Origin of the sequence: Olsenella profusa (genome assembly GCF_016900315.1) — a bacterium.
Taxonomy (GTDB): Bacteria; Actinomycetota; Coriobacteriia; order Coriobacteriales; family Atopobiaceae; genus Thermophilibacter; species Thermophilibacter profusus_A.
In genome coordinates this window covers 61,738-76,906 of record NZ_JACSNQ010000004.1, presented here as the reverse complement: position 1 = coordinate 76,906, position 15,169 = coordinate 61,738, and the positions used below count along the sequence as shown (strand labels likewise).

General features: G+C 66.7%; 15 protein-coding genes. 8 read left to right on the top strand and 7 right to left on the bottom strand.

The features are described 5' to 3' along the window. Window positions 1-49: 49 nt before the first annotated feature. On the bottom strand, window positions 50-745 hold the full coding sequence (locus H9X80_RS03445) for a metalloregulator ArsR/SmtB family transcription factor (RefSeq protein WP_204792956.1): 696 nt from the start codon (window positions 743-745) through the stop codon (window positions 50-52). Window positions 746-860: 115 nt separating this feature from the next. Here H9X80_RS03445 and H9X80_RS03440 point away from each other — a divergent pair, with 115 nt between their 5' ends. Continuing rightward, window positions 861-1,421, top strand: coding sequence for a DUF5714 domain-containing protein (locus tag H9X80_RS03440; protein WP_143786286.1), 561 nt, complete (start codon window positions 861-863; stop codon window positions 1,419-1,421). Here the strand turns inward: H9X80_RS03440 and H9X80_RS03435 are convergent. Both H9X80_RS03435 and H9X80_RS03430 read right to left on the bottom strand, forming a co-directional pair. Beyond that, window positions 1,418-2,086 (bottom strand): hypothetical protein, encoded by a 669-nt coding sequence (locus H9X80_RS03435; RefSeq protein WP_239471543.1) that lies wholly within the window; start codon window positions 2,084-2,086, stop codon window positions 1,418-1,420. The genes H9X80_RS03440 and H9X80_RS03435 overlap by 4 nt on opposite strands. 102 nt (window positions 2,087-2,188) lie before the next feature. Then, on the bottom strand, window positions 2,189-3,151 hold the full coding sequence (locus H9X80_RS03430) for a DMT family transporter (RefSeq protein ID WP_204792955.1): 963 nt from the start codon (window positions 3,149-3,151) through the stop codon (window positions 2,189-2,191). Between the two features lie 378 nt (window positions 3,152-3,529). Here H9X80_RS03430 and H9X80_RS03425 point away from each other — a divergent pair, with 378 nt between their 5' ends. Continuing rightward, a complete protein-coding gene (locus tag H9X80_RS03425) occupies window positions 3,530-4,051 on the top strand; it encodes a nitroreductase family protein (RefSeq protein ID WP_204792954.1) in 522 nt (173 codons plus the stop codon). A gap of 369 nt (window positions 4,052-4,420) precedes the next feature. Here the strand turns inward: H9X80_RS03425 and H9X80_RS09235 are convergent, their stop codons facing one another. Then, window positions 4,421-4,546, bottom strand: a complete 126-nt coding sequence (locus tag H9X80_RS09235) for a hypothetical protein (protein WP_275100680.1) — start codon at window positions 4,544-4,546, stop codon at window positions 4,421-4,423. A gap of 158 nt (window positions 4,547-4,704) precedes the next feature. On the opposite strand from H9X80_RS09235, the gene H9X80_RS03420 reads away from it, so the two are divergent. The 4 genes from H9X80_RS03420 to H9X80_RS03405 all read left to right on the top strand — a co-directional run bounded on the left by H9X80_RS03420 (window position 4,705) and on the right by H9X80_RS03405 (window position 10,349). Then, complete coding sequence (locus tag H9X80_RS03420; RefSeq protein WP_204792953.1) at window positions 4,705-5,910, top strand: ATP-binding protein; 1,206 nt, start codon at window positions 4,705-4,707, stop codon at window positions 5,908-5,910. Window positions 5,911-6,723: 813 nt separating this feature from the next. Then, window positions 6,724-7,284, top strand: a complete 561-nt coding sequence (locus H9X80_RS03415) for a hypothetical protein (RefSeq protein WP_204792952.1) — start codon at window positions 6,724-6,726, stop codon at window positions 7,282-7,284. 229 nt (window positions 7,285-7,513) lie between these two features. Beyond that, window positions 7,514-9,661, top strand: a complete 2,148-nt coding sequence (locus tag H9X80_RS03410) for a Tex family protein (protein ID WP_204792951.1) — start codon at window positions 7,514-7,516, stop codon at window positions 9,659-9,661. Window positions 9,662-9,716: 55 nt separating this feature from the next. Continuing rightward, entirely contained in the window at window positions 9,717-10,349 is a 633-nt protein-coding gene (locus H9X80_RS03405; RefSeq protein ID WP_239471541.1) for a DNA-3-methyladenine glycosylase family protein, read from the top strand. A gap of 108 nt (window positions 10,350-10,457) precedes the next feature. Here H9X80_RS03405 and H9X80_RS03400 read toward each other — a convergent pair whose 3' ends face one another. The 3 genes from H9X80_RS03400 to H9X80_RS03390 all read right to left on the bottom strand — a co-directional run bounded on the left by H9X80_RS03400 (window position 10,458) and on the right by H9X80_RS03390 (window position 14,091). Beyond that, window positions 10,458-12,185: an MFS transporter gene (locus tag H9X80_RS03400; RefSeq protein ID WP_239471539.1), complete on the bottom strand. Its 1,728-nt coding sequence runs from the start codon at window positions 12,183-12,185 to the stop codon at window positions 10,458-10,460. A 69-nt stretch (window positions 12,186-12,254) separates the two neighbouring features. Continuing rightward, window positions 12,255-13,220, bottom strand: a complete 966-nt coding sequence (gene bsh / locus H9X80_RS03395) for a choloylglycine hydrolase (protein WP_204792950.1) — start codon at window positions 13,218-13,220, stop codon at window positions 12,255-12,257. Between the two features lie 199 nt (window positions 13,221-13,419). Continuing rightward, complete coding sequence (locus tag H9X80_RS03390; protein WP_204792949.1) at window positions 13,420-14,091, bottom strand: DUF1275 family protein; 672 nt, start codon at window positions 14,089-14,091, stop codon at window positions 13,420-13,422. 188 nt (window positions 14,092-14,279) lie between these two features. Between H9X80_RS03390 and H9X80_RS03385 the strand changes: the two genes are divergently transcribed. Continuing rightward, window positions 14,280-14,555 carry a hypothetical protein gene (locus H9X80_RS03385; RefSeq protein ID WP_204792948.1) on the top strand — a complete coding sequence of 92 codons (276 nt, stop codon included), beginning with the start codon at window positions 14,280-14,282 and terminating at the stop codon, window positions 14,553-14,555. A gap of 2 nt (window positions 14,556-14,557) precedes the next feature. After that, window positions 14,558-15,163, top strand: a complete 606-nt coding sequence (locus tag H9X80_RS03380) for a LysO family transporter (protein ID WP_204792947.1) — start codon at window positions 14,558-14,560, stop codon at window positions 15,161-15,163. The last annotated feature ends 6 nt before the right edge of the window (window positions 15,164-15,169 follow it).

Here is a 15,169-nt window from a genome sequence, read left to right as displayed (position 1 = left end):
GTCGATAGACTTTCTCACGGTGGATTCTCGCCACGCGTCACAAGAAGGGTCAGCGGGCGAGCTCTTTCAGCGCGTCCCCGAGCGCGGAGATGCGCTCGCGGTCGAGGGTGTAGCGCAGCCAGCGACCGTCTTTTCGGGCGCTGACCAAGCCGCACTCGGTGAGGAGCTTCATGTGGTGCGAGAGGGTCGGCTGCCCGATGCCGAGGCCCTCGAGGAGCTCGCAGGCGCAGGTCTCTCCGCCCTCGGCGAGGGAGGCGACCACAGCGAGCCGCCGCTCGTCGGCGAGCGCCCGAAGGACGTCGGCGCGCACGGGCGCGGTCACGCCGGGAATCTCGCCGCGCTCCACGCGGCATGCCAGGTCGCGCACCCTCGCCTCGATGACGCGGGCGGTCTCCCGGAACGCCTCGGGGCCGCGGCCGGCGGGGTCCTCGAGCCCCCAGTCCTCGCGGTGCGCGCACGGGAACACGGGGCACCGGACCCCGCACCCCATAGTCACCACGATGTCCGCCTCTCCCAGCTCGTCGAGCGTCTTGGGGCGCAGGCCCGTTCCGTCTATGCCGTAGAGCTCCGAGAGCGCCCGCAGCGCACCGGGATCGACCTCGGGCGTGGGGTCGGTGCCCGCGGAATAGGGGTCAAGCACGTCGCCCGCGATTTGGCGTGCTATTGCTTCCGCCATCTGGCTCCGGCACGCGTTGTGCGTGCAGACGAAGGCGACGTGCGGCCGCCCGATGCTCCGTGCTCCCATGTGGCCCTCCCTGTTCTGAAAGCGTGACTCACGCAATTATTCTACTATATATCGACGTTCTTCGATGTATAATATTTCGACATCCATCAATGTGTTTACAGAAAGGGGAGCTATCATGGCTACGAGCAACGACGTCCCTTCCTGGGCTTCCGTCATCTGCGAGAACAGCACCTCGACCAGCCCTGCGGACATCCTGGAGGACCTCATGGCAGCGCCCGAGTGCGCGGCGTTCGGCCCCGTCCACCACTTCCTCGTGGGGGCCGCCCTGCTGGCGTCCGTGCGCAACGCCACGGGTTCGGGCGACCTGAGGGGGCAGCTCCAGGAGCTCTCCGAGCGCTCTGGCGCGGTTCCCGGCGGCGCGTGCGCGCGCTGGGGCGTGTGCGGTGCTGCCGCATCGTGCGGCATGGCGCTCTCGATCCTGCTTGGCAATGCCCCTCTCAAGGCCGAGGGCTGGAGCGAGACGCAGAAGATGGTCGCCGACCTGCTGGGACAGATTGCCCAGGCCGGCTCCCCGCGCTGCTGCAAGCGCGACTCTCGCGTGGCCGTGCGGGGCGCGGTCCGCTGGTTCAACGAGGTGCTGGGCGTTGACCTTCGGCAGCCGACCTCAGAGCCGGTCTGCGCCGTCTCGTCGGACAACGTCGCGTGCATCGGCGCGCGCTGCCCGTACCACGGTTAAGAGTGAGAGCGGCGGAGCGAATCACCCCGCTCCCGCTTCCCCGCAAGCCCGTACTTCCTGCACAGCCGCGAGTTCCGCTGCCGCATCCTGTCCCGCTCCCGCCGCACGTCGTCTATGTCGGCGGCGTCCTCGGCGTGCGCCCGCTCGCGCTCCAGCTGCTCGTTGAAGGCCCGCTCCTGCGCGAGGTGGTACTCCTCGGTGCACCGCCGGCACATGCCCGTCTGGCGGTTGATCTTCACGCCCACCGCCCCGCACTGCGGGCACACCGTCTGCACGGCCAGCGAGCAGTGGATCCTGCTCGCGCGCATCTCCACCGCCCGAACGGAGTGGCGCACGCCGCACCTCCGCTCGATCTCGGCGGCGGCGTAGGCCGCGCCCCGGAAGCTCACCTCGCGCAGGACGTCGAGATGCCGTTCTCTGCCAGGATCTCCGCGATGCCGGTCAGTATCCCGATGAGCGAGAATGTCCAGCACCCCCTGGATGCGGAAGCCCTTCCACCCGTCGTCGCGCTCAACAACGTTCGACGGGACATCGCTGGTGGCGCATACCAGGGAGTCCTCTTCATCCGTCTTGCCGATGAAGCAGTACTCTGCGCCAAGGCCTACCAGCGAGTAGTCCTTCACCTTGCATACCGAGAAATCCTGATCGAGCTTCTTCAGTTCCATGATGCCCGCTCCTGTCACATTCCGATTGAATAACCCCATTATCCTTGCTGACTGCTCCCTCCAGCTGGTCGCTCCGAATCCGCAGCCGTCTCATTGGCTTGGCTATACCGTCGGTCTCTGTGAGCGGGCTCCTCCCAGCGCGGGCACTTGCGCAAGGCACACGCCAGCGAGTATGACGGCCACGCCTAGCCACTCCACGGCGCCGAGGGGCTCGCCGAGCACGATCATGGCGATAAAGAGACCAGCGGGGAGCTCGGCGGCCGCCATGACGGTGGAGAGGCCGGCGGGCAGGTGCGGGGAGCCCAGGCCGAAGAGCAGCACCGGGCACATGAGGCCGAAGAATCCCGCTGCGGCGGCAAAGGACAGGATGCCCTGGAAGACGACGCCGGAGACGAGGTAGTTGGGACACACAGTGAGCGACATGATGCCCGCGCCGAGGCACACGATGACGCCTCGCTGCTCGTTGGAGCAGCTAACCTTGACCTTGCCAGAAAACGTGACGAACAGAGAGCAGGTCACAGCCGCTCCGAGGGCACAGACGAGGGCGACGGGGTCGTAGCCGGCGAGCCCTGTTTTGTAGACGCCGCTTGCGAACACGGTGCCGAACACGATGACCGCGGCCGAGGCGATTTCGAGGGGCTTGGGCGCCCGCCGCGTTATGATGGTCTGCCAGATGAGTCCCATCCAGGTGAACTGGAACAGCAGCGTGAGCGCTACGGGTGCGGGGAGCACGCTCATGGCGTAGCAGTACAGGATCGAGGTGGTGCAGGTTAGGGCGCCAAGCCCCATGAGTTTGAGCGCCTGTGTGCACGTAAGACGAGTCAGATGTCCGCCGCGCGCCAGTTTCACGGCCGTCGCGAACGCGAAGAACAAGCAACCGAACCACGCTTGGCTCGCCACCACCTGCGCGGAGGTGAAGCCCGCTGCGTAGGCAAGCTTGTACGTGGTTGCCATCGCGCCGTAGCAGGCGCCGCCCGCAAACACCTGCAGAGCTGCTACCACCTGGCGATGCCCCGGAGACGATGCGCCCGTAGACGACATCGGAGAATCGATTGCGTTTTCCATATCTACTCCTTCCGTTGTCCCGCTCTGTGCGGGGCTCGGCTCCATAAGTCCCGAGCTTTTGGAGGAGAGGTTGCCCTGCTGACAAGCAGGAAAAACCACGCGACCGATGCTCGGTTGCGTGGCAAAAAGGTGGCTTGCGCCCAGAAAAGTCCACACGTTTTTAGACGGACTAAATTGTCGAGGGTTCTTCGAAAATGTCAAGCAGGAATGGTCGGATCGCCCTCGGCTCTTGACAGCGCTGACGTTGAGGCCATAATGGGTCTCGAAAATCGCAGCGGATTTTTCCGGATACCGTCATCTTTTCGCCGCTCGCCTGCCTCTGGCAGACGGGCGGCCTTTCTATATAGACAGCACCAGCGGGAGAAAGGACATGACATCATGGCGAACGACCTTATCGACCTCATCAAGACGCGTCGCAGCGTGCGATCATACACGGCGGAGCCCGTGCCGGATGAGCTGCTCGATCAGGTGCTCGAGGCGGGCACCTTCGCGCCCACCGGCGGCGGCCATCAGTCTCCGGTGATCGTGGCGGTGACCGACCCCGGGACCCGCGAGCGCCTGCGTCGGCTCAACGCCGCCGTCATGGGCAGGGGCACCGACCCGTACTACGACGCCCCGGTCATCGTGGTCGTGCTCGCCGACGGTGGGCGCGGCACCTTCGTGGAGGACGGCTCCTGCGTGCTTGAGAACCTCATGCTCGCGGCGCACGCCCTGGGGCTCTCCAGCTGCTGGATCCACCGCGAGCGCGAGATCTTCGACGGTGCTGAGGGCAAGGCGCTCCTCAGGGAGTGGGGCCTGCCCGAGACGCTGCGAGGCGTGGGTGCGATCGCCTTGGGATACGCCGCGGGACCCGAGGGCGCGGCCGCCCCGCGCAAAGACGGTTATATCGTGCGCATCTAGCAGGTATCGGTCATGCCGGAGGCGCCTGCTCTCCTCGGGGATGCAAACTGCTCTGAAGCCGCCGACCGATAGAGGTGTTGAGTTCATTTTTGAGTTCAGCTCGGGTGCCCTGAAATCACCTGATTCCGGTGAGAATGGGGAGACGACCGTTACATCATGTGGACGAGAGCCATGGAAAGGAACGATTTGATCGCGAGTGGGAATAGTTGAGGCTCTTCGCGAGGGAGGCCGAAAGCGGTTCCCCTCGTTTTTTCTCGTGTCCTTTCGTTCACGTCGTTGTTGTGATTTCGTGTGGTATTCGCAAGCCAATTGCCAGGTCTACCTGCGGAAATAATGGGTCTTGCTATGTTGCTTTCGGCATAGACGTCTCTAGTATGCGAGGCACGTGCTCGCCAGCGCGGCGCCGTCCAATCCCGAGAAGTCCGACCCGACGAGAGCCGTGACGATGGGCCCCGCTCCGATGCCGGAGGTCATCACCGCTGCAAGGGTTACCACCGCAGTCCCGCACTATGAATTGCGGCACTGTGTGGTAGATGAGGTGCTGCAATTAGTTGCCCTCCTCGTCGACCGCCTCTATCGTGCGAGACGTTGCGTCAGCGGTTTCGAAACTTTAAAATTATGGTTGTTTCGAAACCGGTGAGATTGGAGCTCGTATGCCTTGGGTCGAGCGCGAATCGTACCTCGAGCGACTCCGCTCCGTGGAGGGGACAGGCGACATCAAGGTCATAACCGGCGTTCGCCGCTCGGGCAAGTCCGAGCTCATGAAGGCGTTCTCCGCCGAGCTCAAGAAGCGGGACCCTTTGTCAAACAGCCTCTACATCGATCTGCTCGACCTCGACAACGAAGAGCTGCTCGAGTATCACGCTCTGCACGACAGGATTGCCAAATCCCACAAGGATGGCGTGCGAAACCGTCTATTCATCGATGAGGTGCAACGGTGCGAGGGCTTCGAGAGGGCGATCAACAGTATCCATGCCCGGGGAGGGTGGGACATCTACCTCACCGGGTCGAATGCGTTCCTTCTGAGTTCCGACCTCGCCACGCTCTTCACCGGCAGGCACCGTGAGATTCATGTCCTGCCGTTCAGCTTCAGCGAGTTTCGCGCATACTTCGGCGAACAGGGGGCCATCGACGAAGAGCTGGACCGCTATATCGAACGCGGGGGCCTCGCTGGATCCTATGAGTATCGTGACATGGCAGAGTCATACGGCTACATCAGGGACGTCTACAGGACCATCCTTACGCGAGACCTCGTTCAGAAGTTCCGTCTGCCCGACACGCTGGTGCTCGAGCGGCTCGCCGAGTACATGATGGACAACACCGGAAACCTTAACTCGCCGAACAGCATCGCCAACACCCTCGATGCAAACAAAGTGTCGACCAACCACGTCACGGTTGGGCGCTACATCTCGCACCTGAGGGACGCTTTCGTCTTCTACGAGGCCAAGCGCTATGACATCAAGGGCAAGAAGTACCTGAGCACGCAGGCGAAGCACTACGTGTGCGACACGGGTATGCGCTACGCGGTGCTCGGCACGCGCAACATGGATTGGGGCCGCATGTACGAGAACTCGGTGTTCTTGGAGCTCATTCGCCGCGGATACGAGACCTACGTGGGAAAGCTCTACCAGAAGGAGGTCGACTTCGTCGTCAAGCGAGGGTCGGAGCAGGTCTACATTCAGGTGAGCGATAACGTAGACGCACCCGAGACGCTCGAGCGCGAGCTCGCTCCTCTGCGTGCGATACGCGATGCCTACCCCAAGGTTCTTATCGCGAGGACACGACACGACGACTACACGATTGACGGCATCAGGGTGCTCGATCTGGCCCGTTGGCTCATCGGGGAACAGGGATTCTAATATCGGGGGGGGGCGCTTCTGCGCCATGATTCGCAAAGGGGGGAGGGGTGATGGGGATGGTGACCGCGTGAATCCATCTTGAGTGCATGTGGAATAGGGTAAGTATGTTGGTAAACGGCGAAGCAGAAGATGAAGCAGCCCCCTCACCCGCGCCGACAATTACTGAGCGGGAGTGGCCGATAGGTGCTAAGCCCCCTGCCCCCTTTGGACCGGCAGGAGTACGGTGAGCGTCCTGTGCAGCTCACGGTTTGCCGCAAGCCATTCGGGAGTCTTGGGTGGCGCGGGATGTCCGAGGGCCCTGCACACACGATCCATGAAGCGAACGCTGCTCTCCCAGTCCTCAAGCTCAGCGCATGTCACCTCGAGAACGCGTACGTCTGGATGGGCAAGACGGTCAAACGGCTGCGCCAGAGGGTCGTCTACGATTTCAACCGCGACCTTCTGCTGGGGCCAGTACAAGCTCATGCTCTCTCCCTTCGTTGCCGGACGGTTTGCCCATGCTAGGCAAGATGGGCTTACCGTTGTCTGCTTGGTGTCTTCCGTCTGTCTGACGGAGCAGCTCAGACAGGCGGAGAGTATTTTTATTTAAATTATCTAGTCGGTGAGTGGCGCCGTGGAGGCCGTAGGCGGTCTTTGATGGGCGTCAGGCAATTTCCAGGGGCGCGCTCATCGGTGCGCTGGTTCGGACGCGATGATCGCCCGCCGTGCCGCGGTATGATTGGGCTGGTGTCCGGGCGAGCCCTGCCCGGCCTAGCAAGGTGATGCGGGCCGTAACGACCGTATCGTGACGTCTCTGGCGGAGAGGCAGGCGCCGTGGCCAAGGTCATGCGTGATCACAATCTGGGCTTTGCCCGGCTCAGAGAGATTGACCCGCCCACCGTCCCAAGGGTCAGCGGACGATATCTTGACCGCTGGGTCGGCGTGTGGGAGGACGCCCACAGGCCTTCCTCGGCGTTTGAGGCGATGGCGCGTGACCTGGGTGAGTTCTGGGTCCTCGACCGCTTCTTCAGAGGCGGCATCAGGGGATACGTGATCAGCAAGGCGGGCGTCTGGCTTTCCGAGAGCCCCGTGAGCCTTATGGAGTCGGCGGTGTTTCTTGCCTCGGCGGCACGACATCCGGACCATGTTCGCAGCCTGGGGCTCAGGCGAGAGACGCTCGAGCGGCGCTTGCGCGAGGGAGTGCAGGGGGCTCCGGCAGACGCGATGGAACGTCTGGGTGAGCGCGCGGCGGTATACCGGGCGGACCTCGCCGATGCGCTGTTCGACGTTGCGCACGGCATGCTTGCCGGTGACATTCCCGGCTCCGGAGCGCTTCGCGAGGAGGCGCCCGTTCCGCCGGGGGGCTGGAGAGAGCAGCTCGGCTGGACGGCGTAGAGCCCTCGCTCTCAACCGGCCGGCGGCTTTGTTGGCTCGACTGCCGGTCGAGATGCGGCTACCGGTCTTGAGCCGCTGCTTTCACCAGACTGCCTCGTCGGGTCGCGTTCCGCCCCTGTCGCGGCGCCCCACCTCAACCCATCCCCCGCCACTCTCGCCAGGCTTTGCCCTGCGGGCCCAGGACGGCTATCCTTGTCCCTCCGCATGCAACCGAAGGGGTCGTCACCGCATGGACATCATCGCAACGCTGGCCGAGGAGCTCGGCCTCAGGCCCGCGGCCGTCGAGGCGGCCGTCAAGCTCATCGACGAGGGCAACACCATTCCGTTCATTGCCCGCTATCGCAAGGAAGCCACGGGCGGCATGGACGACGTGGCCCTGCGTGCGCTCGACGAGCGCCTGGCCTACCTGCGCAACCTCGAGCAGCGCAAGAACGACGTCATCCTGCTCATCGACGCGCAGGGCAAGCTCACGCCCGAGCTCGAGGAGGAGATTCGCTCCGCCACGCAGCTCCAGCGCGTGGAGGACCTCTACAGGCCCTATCGCAAGAAGCGTCTGACGCGCGCGCAGAAGGCCCGCGAGGCGGGGCTCGAGCCGCTGGCCAACATGATCATCATGCAGGTCACGCCCAAAGGCTCCGGCGCGCCGCTCGACGTCGCGGCGGAGTACGTCAACGCGGAGGCCGGCTTCGACACGCCGGAGAAGGCGCTCGCCGGGGCGCAGGACATCGTGGCGGAGACGGTGGCCGAGGATGCGGAGAACGTCGCCGACCTGCGTGCCTTCACCGAGAGCACGGCCGACATCGTATCCGAGGCGGTGGATGCCGGCGAGAAGACCCCCTACGAGCCCTACTACGCCTTCAGCGAGCCTGCGCACAAGATCCCCAACCACCGCGTGCTCGCCGTCGACCGCGGCGAGCGCGAGGGGAAGCTCCGCGTGCGCGTGCGGGTGGACGTGGAGGCCGCCGTCGCGCGGCTGGGGAGCCGCTGGCCGCGCCGCCAGGGCCCCTTCGCGCCGATTCTGGACGCGGCCGTGGCGGATGGCTACAAGCGCCTCATGGCTCCCTCGCTCGAGCGCGAGCTGCGCGCCAGGCTCACGCTCCGCGCGCAGACCGACGCCATCAAGGTCTTTGCCAAGAACCTCGAGGGCCTGCTCTCGGCGCGCCCGGTGCGCGGCGCGCGGATTATCGCGCTGGACCCGGGCTACCGCACGGGCTGCAAGGTTGCGGTGCTGGACGAGTACGGCACCCTGCTCGACCACGGCGTGGTCTATCCCACCAAGCCGCGCCACGACGTCGCGGGCACCAAGCGCGAGCTCGCGCGCCTCGTGAGCCGCCACCGCATTAACACCATCGTGATCGGCAACGGCACCGCCAGCCGCGAGACCGAGGAGGTCGTCTCGGAGTTCATCGCCGAGTCCGCCCCGGACCTGCGCTACACCATCGTCAACGAGGCGGGAGCCTCGGTCTACTCGGCCTCCGAGCTCGCCAGCCGAGAGTACCCCGACCTCGACGTCACCACGCGCGGCGCCATGAGCCTGGGCCGCCGCCTGCAGGACCCGCTCGCCGAGCTCGTCAAGATTCCGCCACAGTCCATCGGCGTGGGCCAGTACCAGCACGACCTCGACCAGGCCGAGCTCGCCCGCGCCCTGGGCAACGTGGTCGAGGACGTGGTCAACCGCGTGGGCGTGAACGTCAACACCGCGAGCGCCAGCCTGCTGGGCTACGTCTCCGGCATCACGCCTACGGTGGCGCGCAACATCGTGGCCTGGCGCGAGGAGCACGGCGCCTTCGCGGACCGCCGTCAGCTCAGGGACGTGCCCAAGCTCGGCCCCAAGGCCTTTGAGCAGTGCGCCGGCTTCCTGCGCGTCCCGGGCGGCGCAAATCCGCTCGACGCCACGGCCGTGCACCCGGAGAGCTATGCCGTGGCGCGCGAGCTGCTCCGACGCGCCGGCGTGGGCGAGAAGGACCTTGCACGCGGCGGCGTCCCCGACATACGGCAGCGCGTGGGCAACCCGGCCACGCTCGCCGGCGAGCTGGGATGCGGCCTCATGACCCTTCTCGACATCATGTCCGAGTTGGAGAAGCCTGGCCGTGACCCGCGTGACGACGCCCCGGCGCCCGTCTTCAGCCGCTCCGCGCTCTCCATCGACGACCTTCAGCCGGGCATGGAGCTCGCGGGCACCGTGCGCAACGTGGTGGACTTCGGAGCGTTCGTCGACGTCGGCGTGCACCAGGACGGGCTCGTGCACATCTCCAAGCTCGCACGTCGCTTCGTCAAGCACCCGAGCGACGTGGTGAGCGTCGGCGACACCGTCAAGGTCTGGGTGGAGAAGGTCGACCGAGACCACGGCCGTATCTCGCTCACCATGGTGCGGTGAGACAATGGGGACAGGTTCATTTGTCTCATGCGCGCGATGAGGGAGGAGGCCTTCGATGCCGACGATATCGCTCGACAGCCCGGAGGTTCTCCACCTGCGCGAGCGCGACTGGCGGCTCTCGCGTCTCATCGGGCGAATAGGCCCGCTCGAGCATGGCGTCCCCGCCTCGGCGTTTCACAGCCTGGCGCACTCGATTATCGAGCAGATGCTCTCCATCAGGGCAGCAGCCACCATTGAGCGGCGTGTTTGCTCCCTCTGCGACGACGACTTCCGGCCCGAGACCGTGGCCGCGCTCGGTGAGGGCGACCTGCGCGCGTGCGGGATGTCCGGTCGCAAGGCGCGCAGCCTGGTCGGTTTGGCGGCCTATGCGTGCGAGCACGATCTCGAGGTGCTCCGAGAGCTGTCCGACGACGTGGTGCGCGAGCGGCTCTGCGCGCTCCCGGGCGTGGGGAAGTGGACCGCCGACATGTTCCTGCTCTTCTACCTGGGGCGCCCCGACATCCTGCCGGTGGAGGACGGTGCCTTCCGCCAGGCGTTCCAGTGGCTCTACGGTGCCCCGGTCACCGACGAGGCCGTGCGCACGGTGGTCTGCGACCTCTGGCACCCGTACGCGTCGACGGCGGTGCGCTACCTGTATCGCGCGCTCAACAGCGGCCTGGTGCGGGAGTTGGACGCGCGCGACCTCTGAGGCCAGCGTGCCGCCCCTTCCCGTCTCACGAGTGGGCGGAACGGGCCCCGGGGCCGGGGCCACGTCCCGCCCGTCACGGGGGAGGGAGGTTGGTCTGGGCGCGGCAGCCTAGCCGCGACGATGCTTGGCCCGCGAGGCTGGCGTGGGTACCGGTGCGCCCGATCCCGCGGTGCCGTCGTCCCTCGAGAGGGTCTTGATCGCGGGCGTCGTGAGAAGTCCGAGCAGCACGATGACCGCGCCCACGCCGTAGGCCAGGCGCGTGGAGTCAAAGCGGGCCCTGGCCTCCAGGTCCACCAGCGTGGCGCGCTCGGTGTCGCTCATCTTGATGTCGGCAATCTCGTCCTCGAAGGCCGTGTTGCTGCCGAGGTTGATCGTGAGGTTGGAGACCTGCTGGGCCACGTCGTCGGAGATCGAGGAGTCGGCGGCCATCTCGCCGCGCAGGGTGGAGCTGATGTTGAAGATGAGGATCGCGCCGAGCAGCGCCACGCCCAGGGCCTGGCCCACGTTGCGCATCGTGCTCTGGATGCCGCCCGACTGCGACGCGTCGCGGTCGCTCACCGCGAGCGCGACCACGTTGCTCGCGTGCGAGGACACGGTGCCCGCGCCCACGCCGGCCATGAACGCGCCGAGGTAGACGCCCGCGCGCACCGCGCCGTCCATGGTCACCGAGAGGGCCATGATGCCCAGCGCCACCGCCATGGCCACGTAGCCCAACTGGATCACGTGGCGCGGGTTGGCCCTGGGAAAGAGCTTGGGGATGCCGAGCGCCAGAGCGAAGGTGGGCACGCCGGTCGCGATGGAGATGGTCCCGACCTCGATGGGCGTCCAGTCGGCAACAAGCTGTAGGTAGGGAGCCATGAGGATCGACTGCGCCCCCATGAAGAAGAACATGAGCGCGTTGGTCACGAGCCCGGCGAGCACCTGTGGTGTGGTGATGAACGAGCGCGGGAGCACCACCAGCCCGTAGCGCTTCTCGGCACGCCCCTCCACCACCACGAGCAGGACGAGCACCACGACGCCGAGCGCGATGAGCGGGAGCGCCGGGGAGATGCCGAGGAGGGTGAAGGGCGCGGTGCGCAGCGGCTCGACGAGCCCCCACGTCGAGATGCTCGAGAGGCCGATGAGCACGAGGAAGAACCCCGAGGCCGCCAGCGCCACGCCGACGGCGTCGAAGTGGGACCTCTCGTGCGGCTGGTCGATCTTGGGAAGGCCCAGCGAGAGCGCTGTCACGCCGACGAAGTAGGCGGCGAGCACGAGGAAGGTGACGCGCATCCCCGCCGCCTCCATGACGACGCCCAGGGCCAGCGGCAATATGGCCGAGAGACCGGACGCGGCGCCGATGCAGCCGAAGGCGACGGTGCGGTTGGACCCGTGATAGATGAAGGGGATGATGCCGAGAAGGGAGGGGATGAGGAAGCTCGCCCCCAGCCCCACGAGCACGCGCCCGACCCAGATGAACACGGTCATGTTGGGGGAGAGGGCCAGCGCCACCTCCCCGACCGTCGCGAGCGACGCCCCTATGCGGAAGGTCTTCCGCCAGCCGACGAGCGTGCCGGCGAGCCCGCCCGCGATCATGAACGAGCCGCCCACCAGCGGGTAGATCATGTTGGCGAGCTGGATGTCGGAGGTGGTGGCCCCGAGGTCGCTCGTCAGCGCCGTCGCGGCGAGCGAGAGGGCGCCGTTGTCGCCGGTGGCGCCCATCTGGGCCAGGATGAGGATGACGATCGGCAGCACGAGGAACTTCTCGCCGCGCGTGCTAGGTGCGGGCTTGGCCGTCGGGTCGGCGGAGGGGGCCGCCGACCGGTTGGGCGGGGCCGCAGGGACAGTGCGCTTCATGGGCACTCCCTTCGCCCGGGTTCGGGACCCGGGGGCTTGGCAGGTTGGTTGTGCGGACGTGCGGTCGAACTAGGCCGCGGCGGTCGCGATGAGCGGGGCGGTGCCGGTCAGGTCGCAGGCCGCGAGCGGGTAGGCGCGGATGGCGGGGTCGTCGTAGGTGGCGTGGTAGTAGGTGAGCGAGCCCGCCGAGAAGCAGCTGGTGTAGAGGGTCTTCTCGTAGGCGCCGTCGCCCATCCTGGCCACGCCGTCGGGCACCGCGGCCGCGCCGAGCGTGCGGAAGAGGCGCGTCACGTTGGCCTTCTCGCCGTCCTGCGCGGGATAGTGCGCGTTGACGAACGCCGCGCGCACGAAGCGGGCCGGGCCGCCGTAGTCGCCGGGCAGGCCCTGGACGCCCACGCCCGAGCCAAAGGGCCTGAGCTCCGCGCGGTCCCAGCCGGCCGCCGCGGGCAGGTCGTCGGTGAGCGTGAGATAGTTGCGCAGGTTCTGGCGGTGCCAGCCGAAGTCGGGCTCGTTGGTGAGCACGTCGACGTCATCCTCCCAGACGCGCAGGCCCCCCTCCAGGCACTCCACGACGATACTGCCGGTTCCGTCGCCCACGATCCAGTGGAGGTTGGCCACGGGCAGCTGCTCGTTAACCGGCTTGGCCACCACGGTCACGCGCGCGAGCGCGGCGTGCAGCTCCGCGAGCGTCGAGAAGTTCCGCGCGACCCAATAGGGGAACTCGTAGGCCGCTACGTTGGTGGTGCCGTCCACGGCCGCGGCGGCGTAGCGCGCGCTCTGCGGGAAGTTGAGTCCCGCGACGGCGAGCCCCGCGTCGTTGCCGCAGTCGAAGTAGAGCGGGACGCCCGCCACGACGATGCCCATGCCAATCACGGCGTGCCCGCGCGCGGGGTCCCCGGGGCGCTCGAAGGCCGCCGGGACCTGGGCCGCCGGGGGCGTCGCGACCACCTTCTCCCCGTAGCCCTGGGTCCAGTCCAGGTTTCGTCCGAAGAACATGGCGCCGGTCTTGTCGGTGAAGCGGATGGCGGTGCACATGGGGCCGCTCCCTTCTCGTCGGCGGCGGGGCCGCAGGCGCGCGTGGGGAAGTTGGAGCCGTTGTAGCTGAAATGGAGCTCAAAATTCGGTAGATGGCGCGTCAGGTAGGCGGACGGGGGATAAATGGTCGCCAGCGGGTACCCGGGAGACAATGGGGACAGGTTCATTTGTCTCATGCGCGAGCCGAGCCGTCCGAGCCCTAGTCGTCGAGAATCACGACGCCGCCGCGGTCGGGGTCCTCGTCCAGCAGGGCCAGGTGAATCGAGACCGCCACGAACAGCGCGCTGATGGCCAGGCAGGCGAGCCGCCCCACCGCGCCGATGAGCAGCACGCCGGCGAGCGCGCCCACCACGAAGGCCCCGATCAGCGCCGCGTAGCGCTCCGCGCGGTGCAGCTCGTGCCGGTCGCCGCCAACGAGGCCCTGGTAGAGGGTCTCGGCAAAGGAGCGTAGGTTGCCGGTGCAGAAGACGCTCGCGTAGGTGGACTTGGTGCCGAAGGAACGGAAGTTCTCGAAGGCCAGGGCCGCGCAGAACGAGATGACGCAGTTGACGGGCAGGTCGGGCACGCCGTCGGGCACGAGGGCCAGTGCGGCGAACACCACGGCCTCCAGCGCCGCGACCCAGCGCTGCGTGCGGTAGCGGTTGCCTCCGTGCACGCCGTGCAGCAGGTGCATCGAGAAGAAGATGCCAAGCGCGCACGAGAGCACCGACACCAGACACCCCAGCGCCCCGAGCCAGTCGCCCCCGGCGGAGCGCACGGTGAGCAGCACGATGTTGCCGGTCTGTCCCGTGGCGAAGACGTGGCCGTGCACCAGGTACGAGTAGGCGTCCATGAGGCCGCCTGCGCAGATCACCGTGAGGCCGAGCCTCACGGGGACCTTCGTTTTTGTCCGCTGAGCCTGTCCCATCGTATGTCCCCCCTCTTTCCCGTAATGGTCGGGTGCAATCCTAGTACAGGCGGGCCCGGGTGTGGAGAAGGGGTCATCCCCTGCCCGCGACTTGCGCCACGTGCCGTAACCCGGTAAACCTCTGTGGGAACGACGATCGAAGGGAACGAGGGATGCTGACGATTGCACTGATGTGCGTGGGCGCCGTCGTGGGGCGGTGGGCCTTCCCGCGTGGGTGGGCGCGCGCGAACGCTCGGACGCAGACGGTTCTGACCGCGCTGCTCATCTTCACGATGGGCGTCACCATCGGCTCCAACGACGAGCTTCTCGGCAACCTGGGGAGCTTTGGGCTGGAGAGCGCGCTGTTCTGCCTGGTCCCGACGGCGCTGTCCGTGGCCCTTGTCTACGCGCTCACGCGAGGGTCGGCGTCTCGGCGGGAGGGGGAGTAGCCGTGGTGGTGATTGCCCTCGTCGCCCTGCTCGTGGGCGTCCTCTTCGGTCGGCTGGGAGCCGGCCTGCCGGCGCTTGACGCACTGCTCTCCTCGAGCGACCTCATCCTCAACCTGCTCATGATCTCGGTGGGCATCAGCATCGGCCTTCAGCGGGGAATCCTGGGCCGGCTCCGCGAGCATCGAGCCCATGCGCTCGTCATTCCCGTGGGCGTGACCGTGGGGTCGCTTGCGGGCGGCGTGGTCTGCTCGATCGTGACGGGCTACCCGTTCACCGAGGGCGTCTCTATCGCGGGCTGCATGGGGTGGTACAGCCTGGGCGGCGCCACAATCGGCGCGCTTTCCGGAGGCGCGTACGGAGGCGTTGCCTTTCTGAGCAGCCTCATGCGTGAGATTCTCTCGTTCTTCTGCATCCCCTTCCTGTCGCGGCACCTCAACCCGGCGGCGTGCATCGCCGCCGCGGGCGCCACGAGCGAGGACACCACGCTTCCGATGATGGTCAAGTATGCCGGCGAGGAGAACGTGGTGCTCTCGGTGGTCAACGGGGCCATCTGCTCGGCGCTTGTCCCCATCATCATCTCCGTCTGCTACCAGCTGCTTGGCGCCTAGGGGCCG

Bases quoted from the DNA above. Each gene is read 5' to 3' on its own strand.
- H9X80_RS03445 (WP_204792956.1), bottom strand. From the start codon at position 745: ATGGGAGCACGGAGCATCGGGCGGCCGCACGTCGCCTTCGTCTGCACG.
- H9X80_RS03440 (WP_143786286.1), top strand. From the start codon at position 861: ATGGCTACGAGCAACGACGTCCCTTCCTGGGCTTCCGTCATCTGCGAG.
- H9X80_RS03435 (WP_239471543.1), bottom strand. From the start codon at position 2,086: ATGGAACTGAAGAAGCTCGATCAGGATTTCTCGGTATGCAAGGTGAAG.
- H9X80_RS03430 (WP_204792955.1), bottom strand. From the start codon at position 3,151: ATGGAAAACGCAATCGATTCTCCGATGTCGTCTACGGGCGCATCGTCT.
- H9X80_RS03425 (WP_204792954.1), top strand. From the start codon at position 3,530: ATGGCGAACGACCTTATCGACCTCATCAAGACGCGTCGCAGCGTGCGA.
- H9X80_RS03420 (WP_204792953.1), top strand. From the start codon at position 4,705: ATGCCTTGGGTCGAGCGCGAATCGTACCTCGAGCGACTCCGCTCCGTG.
- H9X80_RS03410 (WP_204792951.1), top strand. From the start codon at position 7,514: ATGGACATCATCGCAACGCTGGCCGAGGAGCTCGGCCTCAGGCCCGCG.
- H9X80_RS03405 (WP_239471541.1), top strand. From the start codon at position 9,717: ATGCCGACGATATCGCTCGACAGCCCGGAGGTTCTCCACCTGCGCGAG.
- H9X80_RS03400 (WP_239471539.1), bottom strand. From the start codon at position 12,185: ATGAAGCGCACTGTCCCTGCGGCCCCGCCCAACCGGTCGGCGGCCCCC.
- bsh (WP_204792950.1), bottom strand. From the start codon at position 13,220: ATGTGCACCGCCATCCGCTTCACCGACAAGACCGGCGCCATGTTCTTC.
- H9X80_RS03385 (WP_204792948.1), top strand. From the start codon at position 14,280: ATGCTGACGATTGCACTGATGTGCGTGGGCGCCGTCGTGGGGCGGTGG.